Source organism: Micromonospora sp. WMMB235, from assembly GCF_001855515.1.
GTDB lineage: Bacteria > Actinomycetota > Actinomycetes > Mycobacteriales > Micromonosporaceae > Micromonospora > Micromonospora aurantiaca.
This window is the reverse complement of the sequence record NZ_MDRX01000001.1, coordinates 2,032,501-2,054,079: the sequence shown is the minus strand read 5'-3', so window position 1 is coordinate 2,054,079 and position 21,579 is coordinate 2,032,501. Positions and strand designations below refer to the sequence as shown.

At 73.8% G+C, this 21,579-nt stretch carries 22 protein-coding genes (1 of these 22 only partly in view); 8 read left to right on the top strand and 14 right to left on the bottom strand.

Going from position 1 to position 21,579, the window contains the following annotated elements; genetic code table 11:
• Positions 1-12 precede the first annotated feature (12 nt).
• On the top strand, positions 13-1,476 hold the full coding sequence (gene argH, locus BFV98_RS08150) for an argininosuccinate lyase (protein WP_030271078.1): 1,464 nt from the start codon (positions 13-15) through the stop codon (positions 1,474-1,476).
• A gap of 275 nt (positions 1,477-1,751) precedes the next feature.
• On the opposite strand, the gene BFV98_RS08145 is transcribed toward argH, so the two are convergent.
• From BFV98_RS08145 to BFV98_RS08135, 3 genes are all read right to left on the bottom strand, one after another.
• The gene (locus BFV98_RS08145; RefSeq protein ID WP_013285553.1) at positions 1,752-2,105 is read right to left on the bottom strand and encodes an MmcQ/YjbR family DNA-binding protein; all 354 of its coding nucleotides are present in this window, start codon (positions 2,103-2,105) and stop codon (positions 1,752-1,754) included.
• Positions 2,106-2,177: 72 nt separating this feature from the next.
• On the bottom strand, positions 2,178-2,603 hold the full coding sequence (locus tag BFV98_RS08140) for a hypothetical protein (RefSeq protein ID WP_013285554.1): 426 nt from the start codon (positions 2,601-2,603) through the stop codon (positions 2,178-2,180).
• Positions 2,604-2,757: 154 nt separating this feature from the next.
• Complete coding sequence (locus BFV98_RS08135) at positions 2,758-3,396, bottom strand: DNA-3-methyladenine glycosylase (protein WP_071095700.1); 639 nt, start codon at positions 3,394-3,396, stop codon at positions 2,758-2,760.
• Positions 3,397-3,535: 139 nt separating this feature from the next.
• Between BFV98_RS08135 and BFV98_RS08130 the strand changes: the two genes are divergently transcribed.
• Together BFV98_RS08130 and BFV98_RS08125 are read left to right on the top strand one after the other, a co-directional pair.
• Positions 3,536-4,633 carry an LLM class flavin-dependent oxidoreductase gene (locus BFV98_RS08130; RefSeq protein WP_013474920.1) on the top strand — a complete coding sequence of 366 codons (1,098 nt, stop codon included), beginning with the start codon at positions 3,536-3,538 and terminating at the stop codon, positions 4,631-4,633.
• Positions 4,630-5,256, top strand: coding sequence for a CE1759 family FMN reductase (locus tag BFV98_RS08125; RefSeq protein ID WP_013285557.1), 627 nt, complete (start codon positions 4,630-4,632; stop codon positions 5,254-5,256). Before BFV98_RS08130 ends, BFV98_RS08125 begins: the two co-directional genes overlap by 4 nt.
• A 183-nt stretch (positions 5,257-5,439) precedes the next feature.
• Here BFV98_RS08125 and BFV98_RS08120 read toward each other — a convergent pair whose 3' ends face one another.
• Together BFV98_RS08120 and BFV98_RS08115 are read right to left on the bottom strand one after the other, a co-directional pair.
• A complete protein-coding gene (locus tag BFV98_RS08120) occupies positions 5,440-6,324 on the bottom strand; it encodes a universal stress protein (RefSeq protein ID WP_071095698.1) in 885 nt (294 codons plus the stop codon).
• 70 nt (positions 6,325-6,394) lie between these two features.
• Complete coding sequence (locus BFV98_RS08115; protein ID WP_013285559.1) at positions 6,395-7,303, bottom strand: universal stress protein; 909 nt, start codon at positions 7,301-7,303, stop codon at positions 6,395-6,397.
• 158 nt (positions 7,304-7,461) lie between these two features.
• Between BFV98_RS08115 and BFV98_RS08110 the strand changes: the two genes are divergently transcribed.
• Positions 7,462-7,932 carry a cyclic nucleotide-binding domain-containing protein gene (locus BFV98_RS08110; RefSeq protein ID WP_013285560.1) on the top strand — a complete coding sequence of 157 codons (471 nt, stop codon included), beginning with the start codon at positions 7,462-7,464 and terminating at the stop codon, positions 7,930-7,932.
• Positions 7,933-7,944: 12 nt separating this feature from the next.
• Here the strand turns inward: BFV98_RS08110 and pflA are convergent, their stop codons facing one another.
• The 5 genes from pflA to ppdK form a co-directional block, all read right to left on the bottom strand.
• Entirely contained in the window at positions 7,945-8,730 is a 786-nt protein-coding gene (pflA, locus tag BFV98_RS08105; RefSeq protein WP_071095696.1) for a pyruvate formate-lyase-activating protein, read from the bottom strand.
• Positions 8,727-10,970, bottom strand: coding sequence for a formate C-acetyltransferase (pflB, locus tag BFV98_RS08100; RefSeq protein ID WP_071095694.1), 2,244 nt, complete (start codon positions 10,968-10,970; stop codon positions 8,727-8,729). Before pflB ends, pflA begins: the two co-directional genes overlap by 4 nt.
• Positions 10,971-11,036: 66 nt before the next feature.
• Entirely contained in the window at positions 11,037-12,047 is a 1,011-nt protein-coding gene (gene adhP, locus BFV98_RS08095; protein ID WP_071095692.1) for an alcohol dehydrogenase AdhP, read from the bottom strand.
• Between the two features lie 167 nt (positions 12,048-12,214).
• Positions 12,215-12,658: a hypothetical protein gene (locus BFV98_RS08090; protein WP_030271088.1), complete on the bottom strand. Its 444-nt coding sequence runs from the start codon at positions 12,656-12,658 to the stop codon at positions 12,215-12,217.
• Between the two features lie 12 nt (positions 12,659-12,670).
• Positions 12,671-15,331: a pyruvate, phosphate dikinase gene (gene ppdK / locus BFV98_RS08085; protein ID WP_071095691.1), complete on the bottom strand. Its 2,661-nt coding sequence runs from the start codon at positions 15,329-15,331 to the stop codon at positions 12,671-12,673.
• A gap of 133 nt (positions 15,332-15,464) precedes the next feature.
• Between ppdK and BFV98_RS08080 the strand changes: the two genes are divergently transcribed.
• The 3 genes from BFV98_RS08080 to BFV98_RS08070 all read left to right on the top strand — a co-directional run bounded on the left by BFV98_RS08080 (position 15,465) and on the right by BFV98_RS08070 (position 18,115).
• Positions 15,465-15,968 carry a GNAT family N-acetyltransferase gene (locus BFV98_RS08080; protein WP_071095689.1) on the top strand — a complete coding sequence of 168 codons (504 nt, stop codon included), beginning with the start codon at positions 15,465-15,467 and terminating at the stop codon, positions 15,966-15,968.
• Between the two features lie 9 nt (positions 15,969-15,977).
• A complete protein-coding gene (locus tag BFV98_RS08075) occupies positions 15,978-16,613 on the top strand; it encodes a hypothetical protein (RefSeq protein WP_071095687.1) in 636 nt (211 codons plus the stop codon).
• 146 nt (positions 16,614-16,759) lie between these two features.
• Positions 16,760-18,115 (top strand): hemolysin family protein, encoded by a 1,356-nt coding sequence (locus BFV98_RS08070; RefSeq protein WP_071095685.1) that lies wholly within the window; start codon positions 16,760-16,762, stop codon positions 18,113-18,115.
• A 30-nt stretch (positions 18,116-18,145) separates the two neighbouring features.
• Here the strand turns inward: BFV98_RS08070 and BFV98_RS08065 are convergent, their stop codons facing one another.
• The 4 genes from BFV98_RS08065 to BFV98_RS08050 form a co-directional block, all read right to left on the bottom strand.
• Positions 18,146-18,463 carry a hypothetical protein gene (locus BFV98_RS08065; RefSeq protein ID WP_013285569.1) on the bottom strand — a complete coding sequence of 106 codons (318 nt, stop codon included), beginning with the start codon at positions 18,461-18,463 and terminating at the stop codon, positions 18,146-18,148.
• On the bottom strand, positions 18,450-18,830 hold the full coding sequence (locus BFV98_RS08060; protein WP_013285570.1) for a hypothetical protein: 381 nt from the start codon (positions 18,828-18,830) through the stop codon (positions 18,450-18,452). The genes BFV98_RS08065 and BFV98_RS08060 overlap by 14 nt, the downstream gene beginning before the upstream one ends.
• The gene (locus BFV98_RS08055) at positions 18,827-20,053 is read right to left on the bottom strand and encodes an NRAMP family divalent metal transporter (protein WP_030271094.1); all 1,227 of its coding nucleotides are present in this window, start codon (positions 20,051-20,053) and stop codon (positions 18,827-18,829) included. Before BFV98_RS08055 ends, BFV98_RS08060 begins: the two co-directional genes overlap by 4 nt.
• A gap of 86 nt (positions 20,054-20,139) precedes the next feature.
• A complete protein-coding gene (locus BFV98_RS08050) occupies positions 20,140-20,529 on the bottom strand; it encodes a PaaI family thioesterase (protein WP_013285572.1) in 390 nt (129 codons plus the stop codon).
• 101 nt (positions 20,530-20,630) lie between these two features.
• Here BFV98_RS08050 and tyrS point away from each other — a divergent pair, with 101 nt between their 5' ends.
• On the top strand, positions 20,631-21,579 hold the 5' portion of the coding sequence (gene tyrS / locus BFV98_RS08045; protein ID WP_071098788.1) for a tyrosine--tRNA ligase. Its footprint extends 335 nt past the window's final position; the window shows 949 of its 1,284 coding nt (coding positions 1-949); its start codon is at positions 20,631-20,633; its stop codon lies off the right edge, out of view.

The following is a 21,579-nucleotide window of genomic DNA, read 5'->3' as shown; positions in this document are numbered from 1 at the left end:
GGGGGCACCACAATGGGTGGGGTGGACGACAAGAGCCTGACCGAGAACAGCGCCCCCGCCAACCGGACGAGCCTCTGGGGCGGCCGGTTCGCCGGCGGTCCCGCCGAGGCGCTCGCGCGGCTGTCGGTGAGCGTCCAGTTCGACTGGCGCCTCGCCCCGTACGACATCGCCGGTTCCCGCGCGCACGCCCGGGTCCTCGCCGGCGCCGGCCTGCTCGACCCGGACGAACTGGGCCGGATGCTGGCGGCGCTGGACGACCTGGAGGCGGCCTGCGCCTCCGGCGCGTTCCGCCCGACCGTCGACGACGAGGACGTGCACACCGCGCTGGAACGTGGCCTGCTGGAACGGCTCGGCAGCCTCGGCGGCAAGCTGCGCGCCGGCCGGTCCCGCAACGACCAGGTCGCCACCGACCTGCGGCTCTACCTGCGCGACCACGCCCGCGGCGTGGCGGCCCGGCTGGTCGAGCTGGCCGAGGCCCTCGTCGAGCAGGCGGAACGGCACGTGGACACCGCCGCGCCGGGCATGACGCACCTGCAGCACGCCCAGCCGGTGACGTTCGGGCACTGGCTGCTGGCCCACGTGCAGCCGCTGCTGCGCGACCTGGAGCGGATGCGCGACTGGGACGAGCGGACCGCGATCAGCCCGCTCGGCGCGGGCGCGCTGGCCGGCTCGGGACTGCCGCTGGACCCGGTGGCGGTCGCGAAGGAGCTGGGTTTCCGCACCTCGTTCGCCAACTCGATGGACGCGGTCGCCGACCGCGACTTCGTGGCCGAGTTCCTGTTCGTCACCGCGATGATCGGCGTGCACCTGTCCCGCCTCGGCGAGGAGGTGGTGCTCTGGACCTCGCAGGAGTTCGGCTGGGTCGAGCTGGACGACGCCTTCGCCACCGGCTCGTCGATCATGCCGCAGAAGAAGAACGCGGACATCGCCGAGCTGGCCCGGGGCAAGTCCGGCCGCCTGGTCGGCGGCCTGATGAGCGTGCTCACCATGCTCAAGGGCCTGCCCATGACGTACGACCGGGACATGCAGGAGGACAAGGAGCCGGCGTTCGACGCGGTCGACACGCTGGAGCTGCTGCTGCCCGCGCTGGCCGGGATGATCTCCACGATGACGGTCCGGGTGGACCGGCTGGTCGCGAGCGCGCCGTCGGGCTTCTCGCTGGCCACCGAGGTCGCCGACTGGCTGGTGCGGCGCAACGTGCCGTTCCGCGACGCGCACGAGATCACCGGCAAGCTGGTGGCGCTGTGCGCGGCCCGCGACTGCGCGCTGGACGAGGTGTCCGACGCCGACCTGGCCGCGGTGAGCGAGCACCTGGACCCCTCGGTGCGCGACGTGCTCTCGGTGCGCTCGGCGCTCGCCGCCCGCATCACGCCCGGCTCCACCGGCCCCGGCCCGGTCGCCGACCAGCTCGCCGCCGCGGCGGACAAGCTGACCGGCTGGCGGGAGTGGGCCGCCGAGCGGGTCGTACCCCGCTGACCTGCGCGGCTGGTCCGGGGCAGGGCTCGCCCCGTCCCGGACCAGCCGCACGCCCCACGCCGGGCGCCCGACGCGGCGCCCCGCGCCCCGCGCCGAGATCTTGGTACGAAATGGCCCCCATAGGGGCGCTAAGCTTCCAAGATCTACAGCGGTCCTGCCTTGTGGAATGCGGATCCTGCCTTGCGGGACCTCGGGCTGCGGTCTCGGACTTCGGACTCCGCCGCTCGGTGCACCGTCCGATCCAGCGCTGTTCGGTGCTCCGTCCGGTTCTCCGGTCAGCCGGTGGGGCGCTCGCGTTTCGGGAGCTTGGCCACCACCGCGTCGTACGAACCGTCGGCCGCCTCGATCAGCTCGTCGTCCGGGATGCCGCCGGAGAGCCGCAGCGTGTTCCAGCCCGACCGGCCGATGTAGGGGGAGGGGCGTGCGTCGGCCGGGAACCGGTGCAGCCACTCGTCGGCCACCTCCCGGGACGCCCCGCACTTCACCCCGAGACGGGCCTCACCGTCGGGGGAGCCGAGGAACGCGAAGATGCGGCTGCCCACCTTCACCACCTCGTCGCCCTCCCACGGCCGGTCGAGCCAGGCTCCCGGCTTGGCCAGGCAGTAGGCCAGCATCTCCTCGCGCGTCATCGCGTCCTCCCGTGCCGTCGTCCGGCACAGTCTCGCCCGCCGCTGTGACAGCCCGCGCCGCCGGGCGGCCGGTCAGTCGCCGGTGCCGGTGCGGACGGTGAGCCGCTCGTAGCGCTGCCGGGCCGCCTGGGCGCTGCCCAGCCCCAGCCCGAAGGCGATCGCCTGCCAGGTCATGCCCCGGCCGCGGGCCACCTGCAACAGGCCGGCCTCCAGCGCGTCCACCTCGGCCCGCACGTGCGGGATCAGCGTCAGCGCGGCCATCAGGTCGGCCTGGTCGACGGGCTCCTCACCCTCGTCCAGCTCGGCGCCCCCGGCCAGCGCCATCACCAGCGTGGCCGCCTCGTAGGCGTCGGGCACGTCCGGGTGGGCGTAGCGCCGGCGGCGGGAGTTGGTGCCGGCGTGCCGCTCGGCGATCCGCAGCAGCGCCGCGTAGTTGCGGTGCGCCCGGGCCTGGGCAGCATCCGGAGCGGTGAACGGGTCGTTGTCCACGGTGACCATGCCGTCCATCCCACACCCAAGAATGACCTGTTGTCAACACCCTGTTGAAAGTCATTCGTGCACAACGCCGTGCCTCCGGGGCGTGGTGAGAAGACGGCGCGTCATGCACGACAGACGCGCCGCAGGGTGTTCCGGGTTGCCCGGAACGGCCGATTCAGGCCGGTGAGTTCCGCACCGGGGCGGCCGGAGCGGGCCGGCGGCGCGGCGTGTGCCGCCGGTAGACGCTGACGCTGGGCTCGTCCGCCAGCCAGAACCGCCACGGCAGGTCGTGCGCGGCGGCGACCCCGACGCGCGGCCCGGCGACGATCCGCGCCGGGTCGACGGGGCTCGTCGGTGGCGTCAGCAGCAGCGGGCCGCTGCCGTCGATCGCCGAGGTGCCGTTCGCCTCCCGCCCGAGCCCGAGCGCGGCGACCAGCCGGGCTGGCCCGCGGGCCAGCTCCCGGTCGGCGGCGCGCGGCCGGCGCTCGCGAGCGGTCTCGATGCCGTCGACCACCTCGCCCGCGCGCAACAGCACCGCCGCCGCCTCGCCGTCGCGACCGCAGACGATGTTCGCGCACCAGTGCATGCCGAACACGAAGTACACGTAGACGTGCCCGGCGGGCCCGAACATGACCCTGTTGCGCGGCGTCGGCCCGCGGTGGGCGTGCGACGCCGCGTCCTCGCCGGTGCCCGCGTACGCCTCGACCTCGGTGAGCCGGACGGTGACGCCGCCGGACGACACGGTCCAGCCGAGCAGCGTCCGCGCGGTGTCGGCGACCTGCGCGGCGGGTGCGTCGAGCCAGGGGTACGTCATCGCGGCAAGGGTAGTCGGTGGGCGGCGCGTGATCCGGGCCACGCGGGGGTGGGCAGCCACCGGAATAGTTGACTCGTCAAATATGTTGTGAGGAGCGATCCCGGGCCGACCGGTCCGGACCCCACGCGAGGAGCTGGTCATGCAGTTCGGAGTCTTCACCGTCGGTGACGTCACCGTCGACCCCACGAACGGGCGGATGCCGTCCGAGCGTGAGCGGATCAAGGCCATGACCGCCATCGCGCTCAAGGCCGAAGAGGTCGGCCTCGACGTCTTCGCCACCGGCGAGCACCACAACCCGCCGTTCGTGCCGTCGTCGCCGACCACCATGCTCGGCTGGATCGCCGCGCGCACCGAACGGCTGCTGCTGTCCACCTCGACCACGCTGATCACCACGAACGACCCGGTGAAGATCGCCGAGGACTATGCGATGCTCCAGCACCTGGCCGACGGCCGGGTGGACCTGATGATGGGCCGCGGCAACACCGGCCCGGTCTACCCGTGGTTCGGGCAGGACATCCGCAACGGCATCCCGCTGGCCATCGAGAACTACGACCTGCTGCACCGGCTGTGGCGCGAGGACGTGGTCGACTGGAAGGGCCGGTTCCGTACGCCGCTGCAGTCGTTCACCTCGACCCCGCGCCCGCTCGACGGCGTACCGCCGTTCGTCTGGCACGGCTCCATCCGCAGCCCGGAGATCGCCGAGCAGGCCGCGTACTACGGCGACGGCTTCTTCGCCAACCACATCTTCTGGCCCAAGGAGCACACCCAGCGGATGGTCGGCCTCTACCGCGAGCGGTACGCGCACTACGGCCACGGCTCGCCGGACCAGGCCGTCGTCGGCCTCGGCGGGCAGGTGTTCATGCGCCGCAACTCCCAGGACGCGGTACGCGAGTTCCGCCCCTACTTCGACAACGCCCCGGTCTACGGGCACGGGCCGTCGCTGGAGGAGTTCACCCGCGAGACGCCGCTGACCGTGGGCAGCCCGCAGCAGGTCATCGACCGCACGCTGGGCTTCCGCGAGTACGTCGGCGACTACCAGCGGCAGCTGTTCCTGATCGACCACGCCGGGCTGCCGCTGAAGACGGTGCTGGAGCAGCTCGACCTGCTGGGCGAGGAGGTGGTGCCGGTGCTGCGCAAGGAGTTCGACTCGCTGCGTCCCGCGCACGTGCCCGAGGCGCCCACCCACGCGAGTCTGCTGGCCGCCCGCGACGCCGCCCCGGCCGGGGAGCAGCGATGACCAGCCGTACCCTCGCGGTCGTCTCGGCCGGTCTCGGCCAGCCGTCGTCGACCCGCCTGCTCGCCGACCAGCTCGCCGCGGCCGCCCGCGACGAGCTGGCCGGCCGCGGCGCCACTGTGGAACTGCGCGTGGTCGAGCTGCGCGAGCACGCCCACGACGTGGTGAACCACCTGCTCACCGGCTTCGCCCCGGCCGCGCTGCGGCGGACGCTCGACGAGGTGGCGGCCGCCGACGGGCTGATCGCGGTGACGCCGATCTTCAACGCGTCCTACAACGGGCTGTTCAAGTCGTTCTTCGACGTGGTCGACCGGGACGCGCTCGCCGGCAAGCCGGTGCTGCTCGGGGCGACCGGCGGCACCGCCCGGCACTCGCTGGCGCTGGAGCACGCGGTCCGGCCGATGTTCACGTACCTGCGGGCGGCGACACTGCCCACGGCGGTCTTCGCCGCACCGGAGGACTGGGCCGGCGACGACGGCGACAGCGCGCTGCGGTCCCGGATCCGCCGGGCCGGAGCCGAGCTGGCCGAGCAGGTGGACCGCCGCCCGCCCGCGACCGGCCCGGCCGACCCGTTCGCGCTCACCACCGACTTCGCCGACCTGCTCGCCGGCCGCGACCCGTCCTGACGCCTGGGCGGGTCGGCGCGGACCCGGCAGCTACCGGCCGTGGCCGTCGCCGGAGAACCACGCCGGAGAGCTCGTTATGACTGAGAGGCATAAATATGCCTCTCAGTCATAACGCTTGCAGGACATCTCTCTGGCCGGGCGGACCGGACCGGAGCGGGCCGGCCAGACGCGCGGCGCGGCGCGTCAGTCGTCGGCCGGCTCCGGCCGGTGGGCGACGAGCACCGGGCAGTGGGAGTGCTGCACCAGCGCCTGGCTGACCGAGCCGAGCAGCAGCCCGGCGAAGCCGCCCCGGCCCCGGGAACCGACCACCACGAGCGACGCCTCACCGCTGGCCTCCCGGAGCGCGGTCTCCGGCGAGGCGGCGGTCACGGCCCGTTCCGCCACGCGCAGGTCCGGGTGCGCCGCCCGGACCCGGGCCGCGGCCTCGGCCAGCAGCCCGGCCGCCTCGGCCCGCGCCGCGGTGGACGCCTCCGCCGCGACCTCCGGCGCGACTGCGCCGCGTTCCGGCGACCGGACGTGCATCAGCACCAGCTCCGCGTCGCGCCGGTCGGCCTCGTCCGCCGCCAGCTCGATCGCGTACGCGGCCGAGTCGGAACCGTCCACGCCGACCAGCACCGGACCGTCCACCGGGATCGGCTGCTCCCCCGGGCGGACGATCAGCACCGGGCAGTGCCCGTGCTGCGCGAGCTGCCCGCTGACCGAGCCGAGCAGCAGGCCGGCGAAGCCGCCCACGCCCCGGCTGCCCACCACGACCAGTTCGGCGCGGCGGGACTCCTCGACCATCGTGGCGCCCGGGCCGCCGGCGACCTGGCGTACCTGCACCCGCAGGCCCGGGTGCCGCTCGGCCAGGTCGGCGGCGACCGACTCCAGCATCTTCTCCGACTCCGCGGTGGGCGCCGGCACCCCCAGGTCGTACGGGTTGAGCGGCACGCCGTACCCCATCGGGTGCAGGTAGCCGTGCACGAGCAGCAGCGGCCGGGAACGGGCGACGGCGGTCGCGGCGGCCAGGTCGGCGGCGGCCAGGCTGGACGGCGATCCGTCCACTCCCGCCACGACGGGTCGGTTCATCTGGTGCTTTCCCTCCGGTCGGCTCAGGCCATTGTGGCGCTGCCGGCCCTGCCCGGGCCGGGGAACCGGCTCAGTGGGTCCGGTCGCCCCGGTGCCGGACGACGGCGAGCGGGCTGTGGCAGTGGTGCAGCACGGCGTGGCTGACCGAGCCGAGCAGCAGCGCACCGAGGCTACCGCGCCCGTGCGCGCCGACCACCGTCAGCTGCGCGCCGACGGACTCCTCGACGAGCACCCGGGACGGGGTGGCGGCGGCGACCAGCTTCGGCCGTACCGTGACCTCCGGGTAGCGCTCGGCCCAGCCGGCGATCGCCTCGGCCAGCACCCGCTGCTCGTCGGCGCGCAACTCCTGCGGGTCGTACGCCAGCGGCACGACGTCGCCGAACGCCTCCCGGTAGGTCACCGGCTGCGGGTAGAGCCAGGTGTGCACCACGACCAGCTCGGCGCCGCGCGCCGCGGCCTCGGCGAACGCGAACCCGACCGCCTCGTTCGACAGCGCGGAGCCGTCCACGCCGACCACCACCGGGCCGTCGGCGCGGGCCTCACCCCGGGCCACGAGCACCGGGCAGTCCGCGCGGGCGGAGAGCTGCACCGCGGCGGAGCCGACGAGGAGTTCGGCGAAGCCGCCCAGTCCCCGGTGACCCAGCACGAGCAGCGCGGCGTCGCGGCTCTCCCGCAGCAGCACCGCCACCGGCCCGCCGTCGACGACCGCGCCGGTCACCGCCAGCTCCGCGTCGACCTTGCGGGCCTCGTCCACCGCCTCCTCGACCAGCTTCTCGGCCTCCTGGCGCAGCTCGATGTCGGGCAGCACCGGGGCGACCATGCCCAGCGGCGTGCCGACCAGGGGCCACAGGAAGGCGTTCACCACCCGCAGCGGCCGGTGCCGCAGCACCGCCTCGCGTGCGGCCAGCCGTACCGCGTCCAGCGCGGACGGGGAGCCGTCCACGCCCACCACGACGGGGGCACCGGTTCTGTCGGTCATCACGTCCTCCTTCGGTTCCCCTTCAGCCTGCGCCGACGGCCCCCACCTGGGCAGAGTCGATCCGCCCGGCACGTCCGGGACCATCGGCCCCTACCGGTCGGGCCGGCGGCGGGGTGGAATGGGACCAGTGCTCCCCTCCTGTCGACCCTGGAGGCGCGATGACCCCGCTGGAGATGCTCCGCGTCCACCCCTTCCTGGCCGGGCTGCCCGACGAGTGGCTGCCCCGGCTCACCGGTTACGCCCGCCCGGTGGTCTGGCACCCCGGGCACCGGCTGTTCCGCGCCGGCCAGCCGGCCGACCGGTTCTGGCTGGTCCGCGGCGGCCAGGTGGCGCTGGACTTCCCGGTGCCGGGCCGTGGTGACGTGGGCATCGAGACGATCGGGCCGGGCGGCGTGCTCGGCTGGTCCTGGCTGTTCCCGCCGTACCGCTGGCAGTTCGGCGCGGTCGCCACCCAGCGCAGCACCGCCGTCGAACTCGACGCCGACGGGGTACGCCGGCTGATGGAGTCCGACGACACGCTCGGCCGTCAGCTCACCACCCGGTTCATGAGCGTGGTGGTGGACCGCCTCCAGGCGTCCCGGGTCCGGCTGCTCGACCTGTACGGCTACCCGACGGCGGCGGCCAGCTGAACCGGCGCGCCGTCAGGTGACGGTGAGACCGCGGGCGGCGAACTGGCCGCGTACCCGGGTCAGCAGGCCGGCATCCGGCGGCTCGGTGTCCGCCAGCGGGAACGTCAGGCCCAGCTCGGCGTACTTGTGGGCGCCGAGCCGGTGGAACGGCAGCACCTCGACGCGCTGCACCGTCGCCAGCCCGGCGGCCACGTCGGCCACCCGCTCCACCTCGTCGACCGCGTCGGTCAGCCCGGGCACCAGCACGTACCGGATCCAGATGGGCGTACCCCGGTCGGCGAGCCGTTGCGCGAACCGCAGCGTCGGCGCGAGCCGGCCGGTGCCGGTGACCCGGCGGTACGTCTGCGGGTTGCCCGCCTTCACGTCGAGCAGCACCAGGTCGGTGGCGTCCAGCAGCGCGTCGTCGGCGCGGACGCCGAGGAAGCCGGACGTGTCGAGCGCGGTGTGCAGGCCGAGGTCGTCGTGGCAGCGGCGTAGCAGTTCCCGGGTGAACGCCGGTTGCAGCAGCGGCTCCCCGCCGCTGACCGTGACGCCGCCGCCCGCCACCTGGATGAACCGGCGGTACCGGGTGGCGAGCGTGACCATCTCGTCCACCGTGCGGCGGCGGCCGCTGCGGCCGTACCAGGTGTCCGGGCTGTGGCAGTAGCGGCAGCGCAGCGGGCAGCCGGCCAGGAAGACCACGAACCGGGTGCCCGGCCCGTCCACCCCGACCGAGGTGTCCCACGAGTGCACCGCGCCGGTGACGGCACCCGGCGCCGCCGCAGTGACCTGCGGCGGCGCGGGCGGGCGGCCGTTCACAGCGACCCGTGGAAGGTCCGCGACACCACGTCGCGCTGCTGCTCCGGCGTGAGCCGGACGAAGTTCACCGCGTACCCGGACACCCGGACGGTGAGCTGCGGGTACCGCTCCGGGTGCGCCATCGCGTCCAGCAGCGTGGCCCGGTCCAGCACGTTGACGTTGAGGTGGAACCCCCCGGCGTCGGCGTAGCCGTCGAGCACACCGGCCAGGTTCGCGATCCGCTCGTCGCGGGTGTGACCCAGGCCGTCCGGCGTCACGGTGCCGGTCAGCGAGATGCCGTCGCGGGCCGCGTCGTACGGCAGCTTCGCCACCGACAGCGCCGATGCGACCAGGCCGTGCGTGTCCCGCCGGTTCATCGGGTTCGCCCCCGGCGCGAACGGCTCACCGGCGCGCCGGCCGTCCGGCGTGTTGCCGGTGTGCTTGCCGTACACCACGTTCGAGGTGATGGTGAGCACCGACATGGTCAGCTCCGCGTCGCGGTACGTGCGCTGCCGGCGCAGCTTCTCCGCGAACGTCTCGACCAGCCACACCGCGATCTCGTCGGCCCGGTCGTCGTCGTTGCCGTACGTCGGGAACTCGCCCTCGACGGCGAAGTCGACGGCCAGGCCGGTGGCGTCGCGCAGCACCTTCACCCGGCCGTACCGGACGGCCGACAGGCTGTCCACGGCGACCGACAGGCCGGCGATGCCGGTGGCCATGAACCGGCGCACCGGGTGGTCGTGCAGCGCCATCTCCAGCCGCTCGTACGCGTACCTGTCGTGCTGGTGGTGGATCACGTTCAGCGCGTCCACGTACGTCTGCGCCAGCCAGTCCAGTGTCCGGTCGTACGCGGCCAGCACCTCGTCGTAGTCGAGCGTCTCGCCGCCCACCGGCGCGGCCGGCGGGGCGATCTGCGTGCCGGTCAGCTCGTCCCGGCCGCCGTTGATCGCGTACAGCAGCGCCTTCGCCAGGTTCGCCCGGGCGCCGAAGAACTGCATGTCCCGGCCGACCCGCATGGCCGACACGCAGCAGGCGATCGCGGTGTCGTCGTCGTACGCCGGGCGGATCAGCTCGTCGTTCTCGTACTGGATGGCGCTGGTGTCCAGCGACACCTGGGCGCAGAACCGCTTGAAGCCCTCGGGCAGCCGCGGCGACCAGAGCACAGTCAGGTTCGGCTCGGGCGCCGGGCCGAGGTTGTAGAGCGTCTGGAGATAGCGGAACGCGGTGCGGGTGACCAGCGGCCGGCCGTCCGCGCCCATCCCGCCGAGCGACTCGGTGACCCAGGTCGGGTCGCCGGAGAACAGCTGGTCGTACTCGGGGGTGCGCAGGAAGCGGATGATCCGCAGCTTGATCACGAAGTCGTCGATCAGCTCCTGCGCGCCGCTCTCGTCGAGCCGCCCCTCGGCGATGTCCCGCCGCAGGTACGCGTCGACGAACCCGGCGGTGCGGCCGAGCGACATCGCGGCGCCGTTCTGCTCCTTCGTGGCGGCCAGGTAGGCGAAGTAGAGCCACTGGATCGCCTGCGCGCCGGTGGCGGCCGGGCGGGAGATGTCGAAGCCGTACGAGGCGGCCATCTCCTTCAGCTCACCGAGCGCGCGGATCTGCTCGGCCAGTTCCTCCCGGTCGCGGATCACGTCGTCGGTGCTGCGCCGGTCGTCCAGCGCCGCCTTGAGCGCGCGGCGCTCCTCGACCAGCCGGTCCACGCCGTACAGCGCCACCCGGCGGTAGTCGCCGATGATCCGCCCGCGCCCGTACGCGTCGGGCAGCCCGGTGATGACGTGCGAGCGCCGCGCGGCCAGCACGTCCTGCGGGTACGCGTCGAAGACCGCGTCGTTGTGCGTGCGGCGGTACCGGGTGAAGATCTCGTGCACCCGCGGGTCCGGTTCGCGTCCGTACGCCCGCAGCGCCGTCTCCACCATCCGCAGCCCGCCGGCCGGCATGATCGCCCGCCGCAGCGGAGCGTCGGTCTGCAACCCGACGATCAGCTCCCGCTCCCGGTCGATGTACCCCGGTGCGTGCGAGGTGATGGTCGACGGGGTGGCCGCGTCGACGTCGTACACGCCGCGCCGCCGCTCCTCGCCGAACATCTCCCGAAGCCGGTCCCATACCGCGAGCGTGCGCGGCGTCGGCCCGGTGAGGAACGACTCGTCCCCGGTGTACGGCTCGTGGTTGTGGCGGACGAAGTCGGCCACGTCGACTGTGTCCTGCCACGCTCCGGCGTGGAATCCGCGCCAGGGGGCCAGGGGTTCGGTGGCGGTCATGTCGGTCCCTCTCCGGGCGTCGGCGGTGGCCCGGTCCCCGCCGGGTGCGGGGACCGGGGGCGGGGGTCAGGGCTGGAGCACGAGCCGGGCGGCGACCCGGCCGGCGAGGACGTCGTCCACCGCGTCGTTGATGTCGTCCAGCTTGCGGGTCTCGTAGACGACCCGGGTACGGCCGGCGGCGTGCAGCGCGAAGACCTCGGCCAGGTCGGCGCGGGTGCCGACGATCGAGCCGAGCACCGTGATGCCCTTGAGCACCGTCTCGAAGACGGGCAGGGTGATCGCGTTGTCGGCGGGCAGCGACACCAGCACCAGCCGGCCGCCGCGGCGCAGCGAGCGGTGCGCCTGCTCGATCACGCGAGGGCTCGCAGCCAGCACGATCGCCACGTCCACGCCGCCCAGCGCGGTGATCCGCTCGACCGGGTCGGTGGTGGCGGCGTCGACGGTGTGCGCGGCGCCGAGCGAGGTGGCCAGTTCCAGCTTCTCGGCGGTCACGTCCACCGCGATCGTCTCGGCGCCGAAGATCTGGGCGTACTGCTGGGCGAGGTGACCCAGGCCGCCGATGCCGAAGATCGCGACCCGCTCGCCCGGCCGCACCCCGGCGACCTTGACGGCCTTGTACGTGGTGACGCCCGCGCAGGTCAGCGGCGCGGCCTCGAACGGGTCCACGCCGTCGGGCACGCGCACCGCGTACCGGGCGGCGGCGACCGCGTACTCGGCGTGCGCGCCGTCGATGCTGTAGCCGGTGTTGCGCTGCGACTCGCACAGCGTCTCCCAGCCGGTCACGCAGTACGCGCAGGTGCCGCAGGCCCAGCCGAGCCAGGGCAGGGCGACGCGGTCGCCGACGGCGTGCTCGGTGACGCCGGGGCCGACCTGCTCGACCAGGCCGACGCCCTCGTGTCCGGGGACGAACGGCGGGGTGGGCTTCACCGGCCACTCGCCGCGGGCGGCGTGGATGTCGGTGTGGCAGAGTCCGCTGGCTTCGATGCGGACCAGGATCTCGCCCGGCCCGACCTCCGGCACGGGACGCTCGGTGATCTCCATCGGACGGTCGAACGCGGTGACGACACTGGCGCGCATCGGGGGCCTCCCTCTCTCGTTCTCCCCCTCAGCGTCGTCCACCCGGGAGCGTCCGGGCAGGGGCGCAGGACCGCGGTGACCCGGGACCAACGGCCCTCCTCGCGGGCGCGCGGGGGAACGGCGGTATGGCCGCCGGTGACGTACCGGCGGCCGTACCCCTGGGGTGGTCAGCGGTCGACGACCAGGCGGCGGGCCCGCAGCAGGCGCGCCCACCAGGGCCTGTGGTCCGGGCGCAGCCGCGGCGCCGGCACGCCGCGCAGGCTGACCCATCCGCCCGGACCCATGGTGACGGTGCCGACCGACGGCGGGCGGCGCCGCGACCACACCGCCACGGCGGCGGTGAGCGCGGCCACCGCGAACGCGCCGGTGGCGGCGGCGACCAACTGGTCGGGTTCGACCACGCGCCGGTAGCGGACCCGGCCGCCGGCCGCGACGAAGACGCCGACCGGGCGGCCGTCACGGTTCACCGGCACCAGCGCGGCGTCCCCGGGTAGTTCCAGCACCGGGCCGACCGGCCCGGCCGGGGCGGGGGCGGGAGTCGCGGCCGGCGGCGGCGCGGGCCGGGGGAGCGGCGTGACAGCCGGTCCGGTCGGGTTGAAGATGGCGGTCATGGTGCTGCCCTCCTAGCGGGAGTCGGACTTCTCGGTGCGGGCCTCGACAGCGGCCCGGCCGGCGGCCAGCCGTGCCACCGGCACCCGGTACGGCGAGCAGGAGACGTAGTCGAGCCCGGCGTCGGCGAAGAACCCGATCGATTCCGGGTCGCCGCCGTGCTCACCGCAGACGCCGACGGTCAGGTCCGGCCGGGCCGCCCGCCCCTCGGCGACGGCGAGGCGGACCAGCCGGCCCACGCCGGTGGCGTCGATGCTCTCGAACGGCGACACCGGGAAGATCCCCCGCTCCAGGTACGTGGAGAAGAACGCGCCCTCCACGTCGTCCCGGGAGAACGCCCAGGTCATCTGCGTCAGGTCGTTGGTGCCGAAGGAGAAGAAGTGCGCCTCGGCGGCGATGTCCCCGGCGGTCAGCGCCGCCCGGGGCGTCTCGATCATGGTGCCGACCGGGATGTCCGGTGCGTCAGGCACCTCGGCCAGCACCCGCCGTGCCTCGTCCGCCACCGCGGCGAGTTCCCGCACGTCACCGACGAGCGGCACCATGATCTCCGGGCGCGGGTCACCGCCGGCCCGGACCCGCTGCGCGGCCGCCTCGGCCAGCGCCCGCACCTGCATCGCGAACAGGCCCGGCACCACCAGCCCGAGCCGTACGCCCCGGAGCCCCAGCATCGGGTTCGTCTCGTGCATGCGCCGCACCGCCGCCAGCAGCACGCCGTCGTGGCCCGGTTCCTCGCCGCGCGCCTGCGCGCCCGCCACCCGGGCGGTCAGCTCGGCGAGCGGAGGCAGGAACTCGTGCAGCGGCGGGTCGAGCAGCCGTACGGTCACCGGCAGCCCGTCCATCGCGGTGAGCAGTCCGAGGAAGTCGGCCCGCTGCAACGGCAGCAGCTCGTCCAGCGCGGCGCCGACCTCGGCCGGGCCGTCGGCCAGGATCAACCGCTCGACCAGTTCCCGGCGCTCGCCGAGGAACATGTGCTCGGTGCGGCACAGCCCGATCCCGGCGGCGCCCAGCTCGCGGGCCCGGCGGGCGTCGTCCGGGGTGTCCGCGTTGGCGCGGACGCCGAGCGTGCGGACCGCGTCGGCGTGCCCGAGCAGCCGGTGCACGGCGGCGACCAGCGGGTCGGCCTCCGGCCGCAGCTCACCGGTCAGGTACCGGGCCACCGGCGACGGCTGCACCGGCACCTCGCCGAGCCAGATCCGCCCGCTGGTGCCGTCGATCGAGATCACGTCGCCGGCGCGCACCACCTGCTCGCCCACCGTGAACTCACCGCGTTCGACGTCGATGCCCAGCGCCTCGGCGCCGCACACGCAGGTCCGGCCCATGCCCCGGGCCACCACCGCGGCGTGCGAGGTCTTCCCGCCGCGCGAGGTGAGGACCCCGGTCGCGGCGATCATGCCGGGCAGGTCGTCCGGGTTGGTCTCCGGCCGGACCAGGATCACCGGTCCGTCGGCCGCCGCCGCGGCGGCCGAGTCGAACACCACCCGCCCGACCGCGGCGCCGGGCGAGGCGCCGACGCCGACCGCGAGCGGCTCGGGCGCGCCGGCGGCGTCGAAGGCCGGGAACATCAGCTGGGCGAGCTGCGCCCCGCTGACCCGGGTCAGCGCCTCGTCGGCCGTGATCAGGCCCTCCTCGGCCAGTTGCGCGGCGATCACGAACGCCGCCGCCGCGGTGCGCTTGCCGACCCGGGTCTGGAGCATCCACAGCCGGCCGCGCTCGATGGTGAACTCGACGTCGCACAGGTCGCGGTAGTGCCGCTCCAGCGTCGCCATGATCTCCCGCAGCCGGTGGAAGCTCGCCGGGTCCAGCCGCTCCAGCTCGGTCAGCGGCACCGTGTTGCGGATGCCCGCCACCACGTCCTCGCCCTGCGCGTCGGTCAGGTAGTCGCCGTACACGCCGGGGGCGCCGGTGGCCGGGTCGCGGGTGAAGGCCACACCGGTGCCCGAGTCCGGGCCGAGGTTGCCGAACACCATCGCCATCACGTTGACGGCGGTGCCCAGGTCGTCCGGGATGCGCTCCTGCCGCCGGTAGATCCGGGCCCGCTCCGAGTGCCAGGACTCGAACACCGCGCGCACGGCCAGGAACAGCTGCTCGTGCGGGGCCTGCGGGAAGTCGTGCCCGACGTGCCGGGTGAAGATCTTCTTGTACGTCTCGACCAGGTCGCGCAACTGGTCGGCGCCCGGCCCGCCCGGCTCGGCGGTGGCCCGCAGCGCAGCCAGCTCGTGCTCGAACTCCTCGGCCGGGATGCCGTGCACGGTCCGGCCGAACATCTGGATCAGCCGCCGGTACGAGTCCCAGGCGAACCGCTCGTCACCGGTGCGGGCGGCCAGCCCGGCCACGGTGGTGTCGTTGAGCCCGATGTCGAGGATCGTCTCCATCATCCCCGGCATCGAGTACCGCCCGCCGGAGCGCACCGCCAGCAGCAGCGGGTCACGTGGGTCGCCCAGCCACCGGTCCAGCCGCGCCTCGACCTCCCGCAGATGCGCGTTGATCTCCTCGTACAGGCCGTCCGGCGGCGCACCGGTGGCCAGGTACGCCCGGCACGCGTCGGTGGTGACTGTGAACCCGGGCGGCACCGGCAACCCGAGCCGGGTCATCTCGGCGAGGTTCGCGCCCTTGCCGCCGAGCAGGTCGGCCCGGCTGCGGTCACCCTCGATGAAGTCGTAGACGTACTTCGACATGGTCCGGCCTCCTCGGCTGAGTCGTTCCACCTCCTTGGTAGCCGGGCCGGGCGGCGGCGCGGCAGGGCCGGACGGGACACACACCGGGCCGGAGGTCCCGAGAGTGTCGGGGGGTGCCCGTATCGTTCCGGCCGTGACCAACGAGGTGCTGCTCCGCCCGGTACGCGACGACGACCTGCCCGCCTTCTTCGCCCACGAGCAGGACCCGCAGGCGAACTGGATGGCCGCGTTCGGCCCGAAGGACCCGTCCGACCGGGCCGCGTTCGACGCGCACTGGGCGCGCATCCGCGCCGACGAGCGGATCGTGAACCGCGCCGTCGTCGTCGGCGGCCGGCTGGTCGGGCGGGTGGCCGCGTTCCCGGTCGGCGAGCAGACCGAGGTCAGCTACTGGATCGACGCGGCGCACTGGGGGCGCGGCCACGCCACCGCCGCGCTGCGCGCGCTGCTGCGCGAGGTGCCGCACCGGCCGCTGCACGCCCGCGCTGCGAAGGACAACGCCGCCTCGCTCGCGGTGCTGCGCAAGTGCGGCTTCGTCGTGATCGGCGAGGACTCCGGGTACGCCGCGGGCCGCGGCACCGAGGTCGAGGAGTACGTCCTGGAGCTGCCCGCCGAGGGGTCTGACCAGGCAGACCGCTAGTCTCCCCGGGTGAACTGGCTGGAACTCGTCGGCTGGGCCGGCTCCGCGCTGCTGGTCTGGTCCCTGCTGCAGACCCGGATCCTGCGGCTGCGCGCGCTCAACCTGGTCGGCTGCCTCATCCTGATCGGCTACAACACCGCCGTGCAGGTCTGGCCGATGGTCGGGCTGAACGTGGTGCTCGCCGTGATCAACGTCTGGTACCTGCGCAAGCTGCTGGCCACCCGGCACGACGAGCAGACCTACCAGGTGGTCGAGGTGGGCACCGGCGACGCCTTCCTGGCGCACACGCTGCGGGTGCACGCCGCCGACATCGCCCGGTTCAACCCCGGCTTCCGCTGGGATCCGGCCGCCCCCGACCGCTCGGCGTTCCTCGTGGTACGCGCCGACGAGGTGGTCGGCGTGATGCTCTCGCACGCCGAACCGGGCGGGGTGGCCCAGATCGACCTGGACTACGTGACACCGCCGTTCCGCGACTTCACGCCGGGGGAGTTCGTCTACCGGCGCAGCCGGCTGTTCACCGACCGGGGTTTCCGCCGGGTGGTCAGCCCGCCCGGCATGATCGCCCCCTACTACCACCGGCTCGGGTTCCGCCCCGAGGGCGGCGCGTACGTGCTCGACCTGCCGGCCCCCGCCACGAGCGGGTAAACTCGGCACCCGCCGCCCGACGCTCAGTGATCACACAGGATTCAGGCGCGGGCCCGCGGGGCAACAGAGGGCCACGCCGACCGGATCTACCGGCCGGCGAGTCGGCCATCGGCCGACCCGGATCGGGCCGAGGGAGATAACCGGTCGTGCAGAGCTACTGGAGCCAGCTTGCCCTGGTCGGTGTGCTGGTGATCCTCAACGCGGTGTTCGCCGGCAGCGAGATGGCCCTGGTCTCCCTGCGCGACAGCCAGGTGCAGCGGCTGGAGCGCAGCAGCCGCGGCGGACGGACCCTCGCCCGTCTCGCGAAGGACCCGAACCGGTTCCTGGCCACGATCCAGATCGGCATCACACTCGCCGGGTTCCTGGCCTCCGCCGCCGCCGCGGTGTCGCTGGCCCGGCCGCTCGTCCCGCTGCTGGGCGTCTTCGGCAACGCCGCCGAGACCGTCGCCATCGTCGCTGTCACGCTGGTGCTCACGTTCGTCACGCTCGTCTTCGGTGAGCTGGCCCCGAAGCGCATCGCGATGCAGTCGGCCGAGCGGTGGGCGCTGCTGGTGGCCCGTCCGCTGGACGTGCTGTCCAGCATCACCCGGCCCGCCGTCTGGTTGCTGGGTGCGACCACCGACCTGGTGGTACGCCTGTTCGGCCTGGACCCGAAGGCCGAGCCGGACGAGATCGGCCCGGACGAGCTGCGCGACATCGTGGCCGGCAACCACGGCTTCACCAAGGAACAGCGCACGATCATCGCCGGCGCGGTGGAGATCGCCGACCGGCAGTTGCGGGCGGTGCTCGTACCCCGGTTGCAGGTCTTCACGCTCGACAGCGGCACCACCGCGGAGGCCGCGCGGCTCGTCCTGGCGGCGACCGGCCACTCCCGGGCGCCGGTGGTCCGCCACGGCGGCCTGGACGAGGCGGTGGGCGTGATCCACCTGCGGGACCTGGTCGGCGTCTCCGACGACCGGCCGGTCGACGAGATCGCCCGACCGCCGATGCTGCTGCCCGACTCGCTGCCCGTGGTCGACGCGCTGCGCCAGTTCAAGGCCGAACGCCAGCACATCGCGCTCGTGGTCGACGAGCGCGGCGCGGTCGACGGGATCGTGACGCTGGAGGACATCCTGGAGGAGATCGTCGGCGAGATCTACGACGAGACCGACCGGGACCTGCGCGCCGTGCGCACCGAGGCCGACGGCACGCTGGTGCTGCCCGGCACGTTCCCGGTGCACGACCTGACCGACCTCGGCGTGGAGCTGCCGAACCGGCCGGCGGGCGACTACACCACTGTCGCCGGGCTGGTGCTGATCTGCCTCGGGCACATCCCGACGGTGGCGGGGGAGCAGGTCACCGTGGACGGCTGGGAGCTGTCGGTGGCCGGCGTCGACCAGCGGGCCATCACCGAGGTGCACGTCCGCCGCCGCGGCCGCCACGAAGGCTCCCCGGACGGCGACACCGCCGACGGCGCCGCCGGCCCGGCCGACGCCCCCGAACTCGACGAGGCACGCCGCTGACCGGCCCCGGCCGGTCCCCCGGCGCCCGGCTCAGCGGTGCCCGGCCGGCGGGCCGAACGGGAAGCCGGGCACCGGCGGAAGCAGCTGCACCGCGTCGGCGGGCAGCTGGCGGGTGCTCCGCCCGACCAACCGGGCGATCACCCGCAGCAGCCACGGCCCGGACGGGTGCAGCTCGGGGCCGATCAGCCGGCTGATCACCCGGGTCCACCAGTGCCCGGCGACGATCACGTCGGTGATCCGCAGCCGGTCCGGCGGCCACCCGCCGCGCACCACCACGTCCACCACCCGGCCCAGCCGCCGCCCGTGCAGGTCGTACGCGGTGCGGCCGAGCAGCTCACCCGCTCGCACGACCGGACCCCGGAATGCGCTCGATCAGGTGCCGGCGCAGCCACGCCTCCACCGGTGACGGCGGCAGGTCCGTCGCCGGGCAGCGCAGCCGCACCGCACTGTCCACCCGGGCGACCTGGGACAGCGGTACGCGCAACGGCGGCACCGGCGGGTCGTCGGTGAACCGGTCCGCCACCGCCACCAGCAGCCGCCCGACCCGCCCGCCGATCCGCTCGCCGAGCGCGCCCTGCCCGGTGAGCAGGCTGTCCACGTACGGGTAGCCCTCGTCGTCGACAGCGAACGCGATGTCGTCGACGCGCCCGACCAGCAACCCGTCCACGTCGACGATCTGCCGGTCGAGCAGCCGCCTGGCGAGCTGAACCCTCATGGCCCCATCCCCGTCATGATCGCCAGTGGGATCGCCGCCACCGAGGCCGCGACGATGAGCAGCAGGAACACCGCGCCGAGCAGGTTCAGCCACCGCCCGTTGACCCGGTCGCCGAGATACCCGCGGTCGTTGGCCACGACCAGGATCGGCAGGTACGTCAGCGGCAGCACCACCGCGCTCAGCACCAGCATGTACTCGGTCAGCCGCACCGGGTCCACAGTCGTCATCAGCATCACCACACCGAGCAGCAGACCGACGAGCAGCACGCTGTGGAACCGGGCCGCCTCCCGGGGGCGGACCCGCTTGCCCCACTGCCACCCGAAGTACTGCGCCGCCGCGTACGCCGCCGACAGCCCGGTCTCCAGCGCCGCGCCGAACGTCACCGCGAAGAACGCCAGCACCGCGGCGGCCAGGCCGGCGCCGCCGAGCGCCGTCGCCACCGGCCGCGCCACCTCGTCGAGCGTGCCCAACGACGCCTCGGACGGGTGGTAGGCCACCGTCGCCACGGCGACCAGCGACAACGCCAGGAACCCGCCCACCGGGAAACCGATCAGCACGTTCGAGCGGGCCCGCGCCAGGTCCGCCGCGCCCCACCGCTCCTCGACGCCGCCGGAGGAGAAGAAGAACACCTCGTACGGGCTCACAGTCGAGGCGAACAACGCCACAGCCACGAACCAGTACAGCGGCCAGCCGTGCCCGGACGCGCTGACCTGCCACACGCCCTGCCCGAGTGCCGGCCAGTCGGTCGGCAGCGCCACCAGCGCGACAGCGAACACCAGCAGGGTCAGCCCGGCCAGGCCGAAGATCCGCTCCATCAGCTCGAACCGCAGCCGCCACAGCACCAGCCAGACGGCCAGCGCCGCGAGCGGCACCCAGAACAGGTGGCTCAGCCGGGTCGCCAGTTGCAGCGCCAGCGCCACCCCGCCCAGCTCCGCAGCGAGCGTGACCACAGTGACCAGCCACGACGCGACCAGGTTGAGCAGCGCCACGCGCGGCCCGAGACGCTCCCGGACCAGGTCGAACACCGCCCGTCCGCTCACCGCCGCGATCCGGCCGGCCATCTCCGCGTACGCGCAGATGCCGACCACCCCGACCAGCAGCACCCAGGTGTGGGCCATGCCGAACAGCGCGCCGGCCTGACTGGCCGCCACCAGGTCACCGATGTCGACGAAGCCGCCGACCGCCGACAGCACGCCGAGCGTGGCGGCGAACAGCTTCCTCACGTCGGATCGGGAGCGGATGTCCTCACCGAGGCGACGATATCGGCGTCAGTGCCCCTTTTCGGGCTGAATCGGCGAGCCCGCGGATGTCAGGCGGCGGTGAGGTTCTGCAGCCGTACCTGACCGCGCGCCACCAGCCGGCTGTCGGCGTCGGTGATCTCCACGAGCCAGAGCTGCTGGCTGCGGCCCCGGTGCACCGGCGTGCCGACAGCCGTCAGCTCGCCGTCGCGCACCGCGCGCAGGAAGTCGGTCTGGTTCGACACCCCGACCACGTTGCCCTTGTCGCCCAGCCAGAGCGCGCCGCCGATGCTCGCCGCCGTCTCCACCACCGAGCAGTAGACGCCGCCGTGCTGGATCCCGTACGGCTGGTGCAGCTCCGGGCGCACCTTCCAGCGGATCACCACCCGGTCCCCGCTGACCTCGTCGAACGTCAGGCCCAGCAGGGCCACGAAGCCACCGGTCATGTTCGGCATGTCCACCGCGGTTCCTCCTCGCGTTCGACGGCGCCGCCAGCCTAGTCGGCCGCACCTCGGCAAACCCGGTACGGGCCGGGCCCGGTGATGGGGGAGAATCGGTGACCGTGACCGACAGCAACCTCCCGCAGGGGCGGGACTCCCTGACCGACGACCTGCTGTGGCGGGGCCTGATCCAGGACTCGACCGGCCTCGACGAACTGCGCGAGCTGCTCGACGGCGGGAGCACCACCTTCTACGTGGGCTTCGACCCCACCGCGCCGAGCCTGCACATCGGCAACCTGATGCAGGTCGTCATGGCCCGCCGGCTCCAGCAGGCCGGGCACCGTCCGCTGCTGCTCGTCGGTGGCGCCACCGGGCAGATCGGCGACCCGAAGGAGAGCGCGGAGCGGACGCTGAACCCGCCCGAGGTGATCGCCGGCTGGGTGGAGCGCATCCGCGAGCAGCTCTCGCCGTTCGTCACGTACTCCGGGGAGAACGCGGCGCAACTGGTCAACAACCTGGACTGGACCGGCGAGATGTCGGTGGTGGAGTTCCTCCGGGACGTCGGCAAGCACTTCCCGGTGAACAAGATGCTCGCCCGCGAGGTGGTCAAGGCGCGGCTGGAGACGGGCATCAGCTACACCGAGTTCAGCTACCAGCTCCTCCAGGCCAACGACTACTTCGAGCTGCACCGCCGGCACGGCTGCCGGCTCCAGTACGGCGGCTCCGACCAGTGGGGCAACATCACCGCCGGGGTGGACTACATCCGGCGGCGCGGCGCCGGGCCGGTGGAGGCGTTCACCACGCCGCTGGTCACCAAGGCCGACGGCACCAAGTTCGGCAAGAGCGAGACCGGCACGATCTGGCTCGACCCGCAGATGACCAGCCCGTACGCGTTCTACCAGTTCTGGGTCAACGCCGACGACCGGGACGTCAGCCGCTACCTGCGGTACTTCAGCTTCCGCTCCCGTGAGGAACTGGAGGAACTGGAGAAGGCCACAGCGGAACGCCCGCAGGCGCGCCTGGCCCAGCGGGCGCTCGCCGAGGAGCTGACCACGCTCGTGCACGGCGAGC

Coding starts and splice junctions, on each gene's coding strand:
- adhP (WP_071095692.1), bottom strand. CDS start 12,047: ATGCGCGCCAGTGTCGTCACCGCGTTCGACCGTCCGATGGAGATCACC.
- BFV98_RS08090 (WP_030271088.1), bottom strand. CDS start 12,658: ATGACCGCCATCTTCAACCCGACCGGACCGGCTGTCACGCCGCTCCCC.
- pflB (WP_071095694.1), bottom strand. CDS start 10,970: ATGACCGCCACCGAACCCCTGGCCCCCTGGCGCGGATTCCACGCCGGA.
- BFV98_RS08125 (WP_013285557.1), top strand. CDS start 4,630: ATGACCAGCCGTACCCTCGCGGTCGTCTCGGCCGGTCTCGGCCAGCCG.
- BFV98_RS08145 (WP_013285553.1), bottom strand. CDS start 2,105: ATGACGCGCGAGGAGATGCTGGCCTACTGCCTGGCCAAGCCGGGAGCC.
- BFV98_RS08115 (WP_013285559.1), bottom strand. CDS start 7,303: ATGACCGACAGAACCGGTGCCCCCGTCGTGGTGGGCGTGGACGGCTCC.
- BFV98_RS08110 (WP_013285560.1), top strand. CDS start 7,462: ATGACCCCGCTGGAGATGCTCCGCGTCCACCCCTTCCTGGCCGGGCTG.
- BFV98_RS08140 (WP_013285554.1), bottom strand. CDS start 2,603: ATGGTCACCGTGGACAACGACCCGTTCACCGCTCCGGATGCTGCCCAG.
- BFV98_RS08130 (WP_013474920.1), top strand. CDS start 3,536: ATGCAGTTCGGAGTCTTCACCGTCGGTGACGTCACCGTCGACCCCACG.
- argH (WP_030271078.1), top strand. CDS start 13: ATGGGTGGGGTGGACGACAAGAGCCTGACCGAGAACAGCGCCCCCGCC.
- ppdK (WP_071095691.1), bottom strand. CDS start 15,331: ATGTCGAAGTACGTCTACGACTTCATCGAGGGTGACCGCAGCCGGGCC.
- BFV98_RS08060 (WP_013285570.1), bottom strand. CDS start 18,830: ATGAGGGTTCAGCTCGCCAGGCGGCTGCTCGACCGGCAGATCGTCGAC.
- BFV98_RS08135 (WP_071095700.1), bottom strand. CDS start 3,396: ATGACGTACCCCTGGCTCGACGCACCCGCCGCGCAGGTCGCCGACACC.
- BFV98_RS08120 (WP_071095698.1), bottom strand. CDS start 6,324: ATGAACCGACCCGTCGTGGCGGGAGTGGACGGATCGCCGTCCAGCCTG.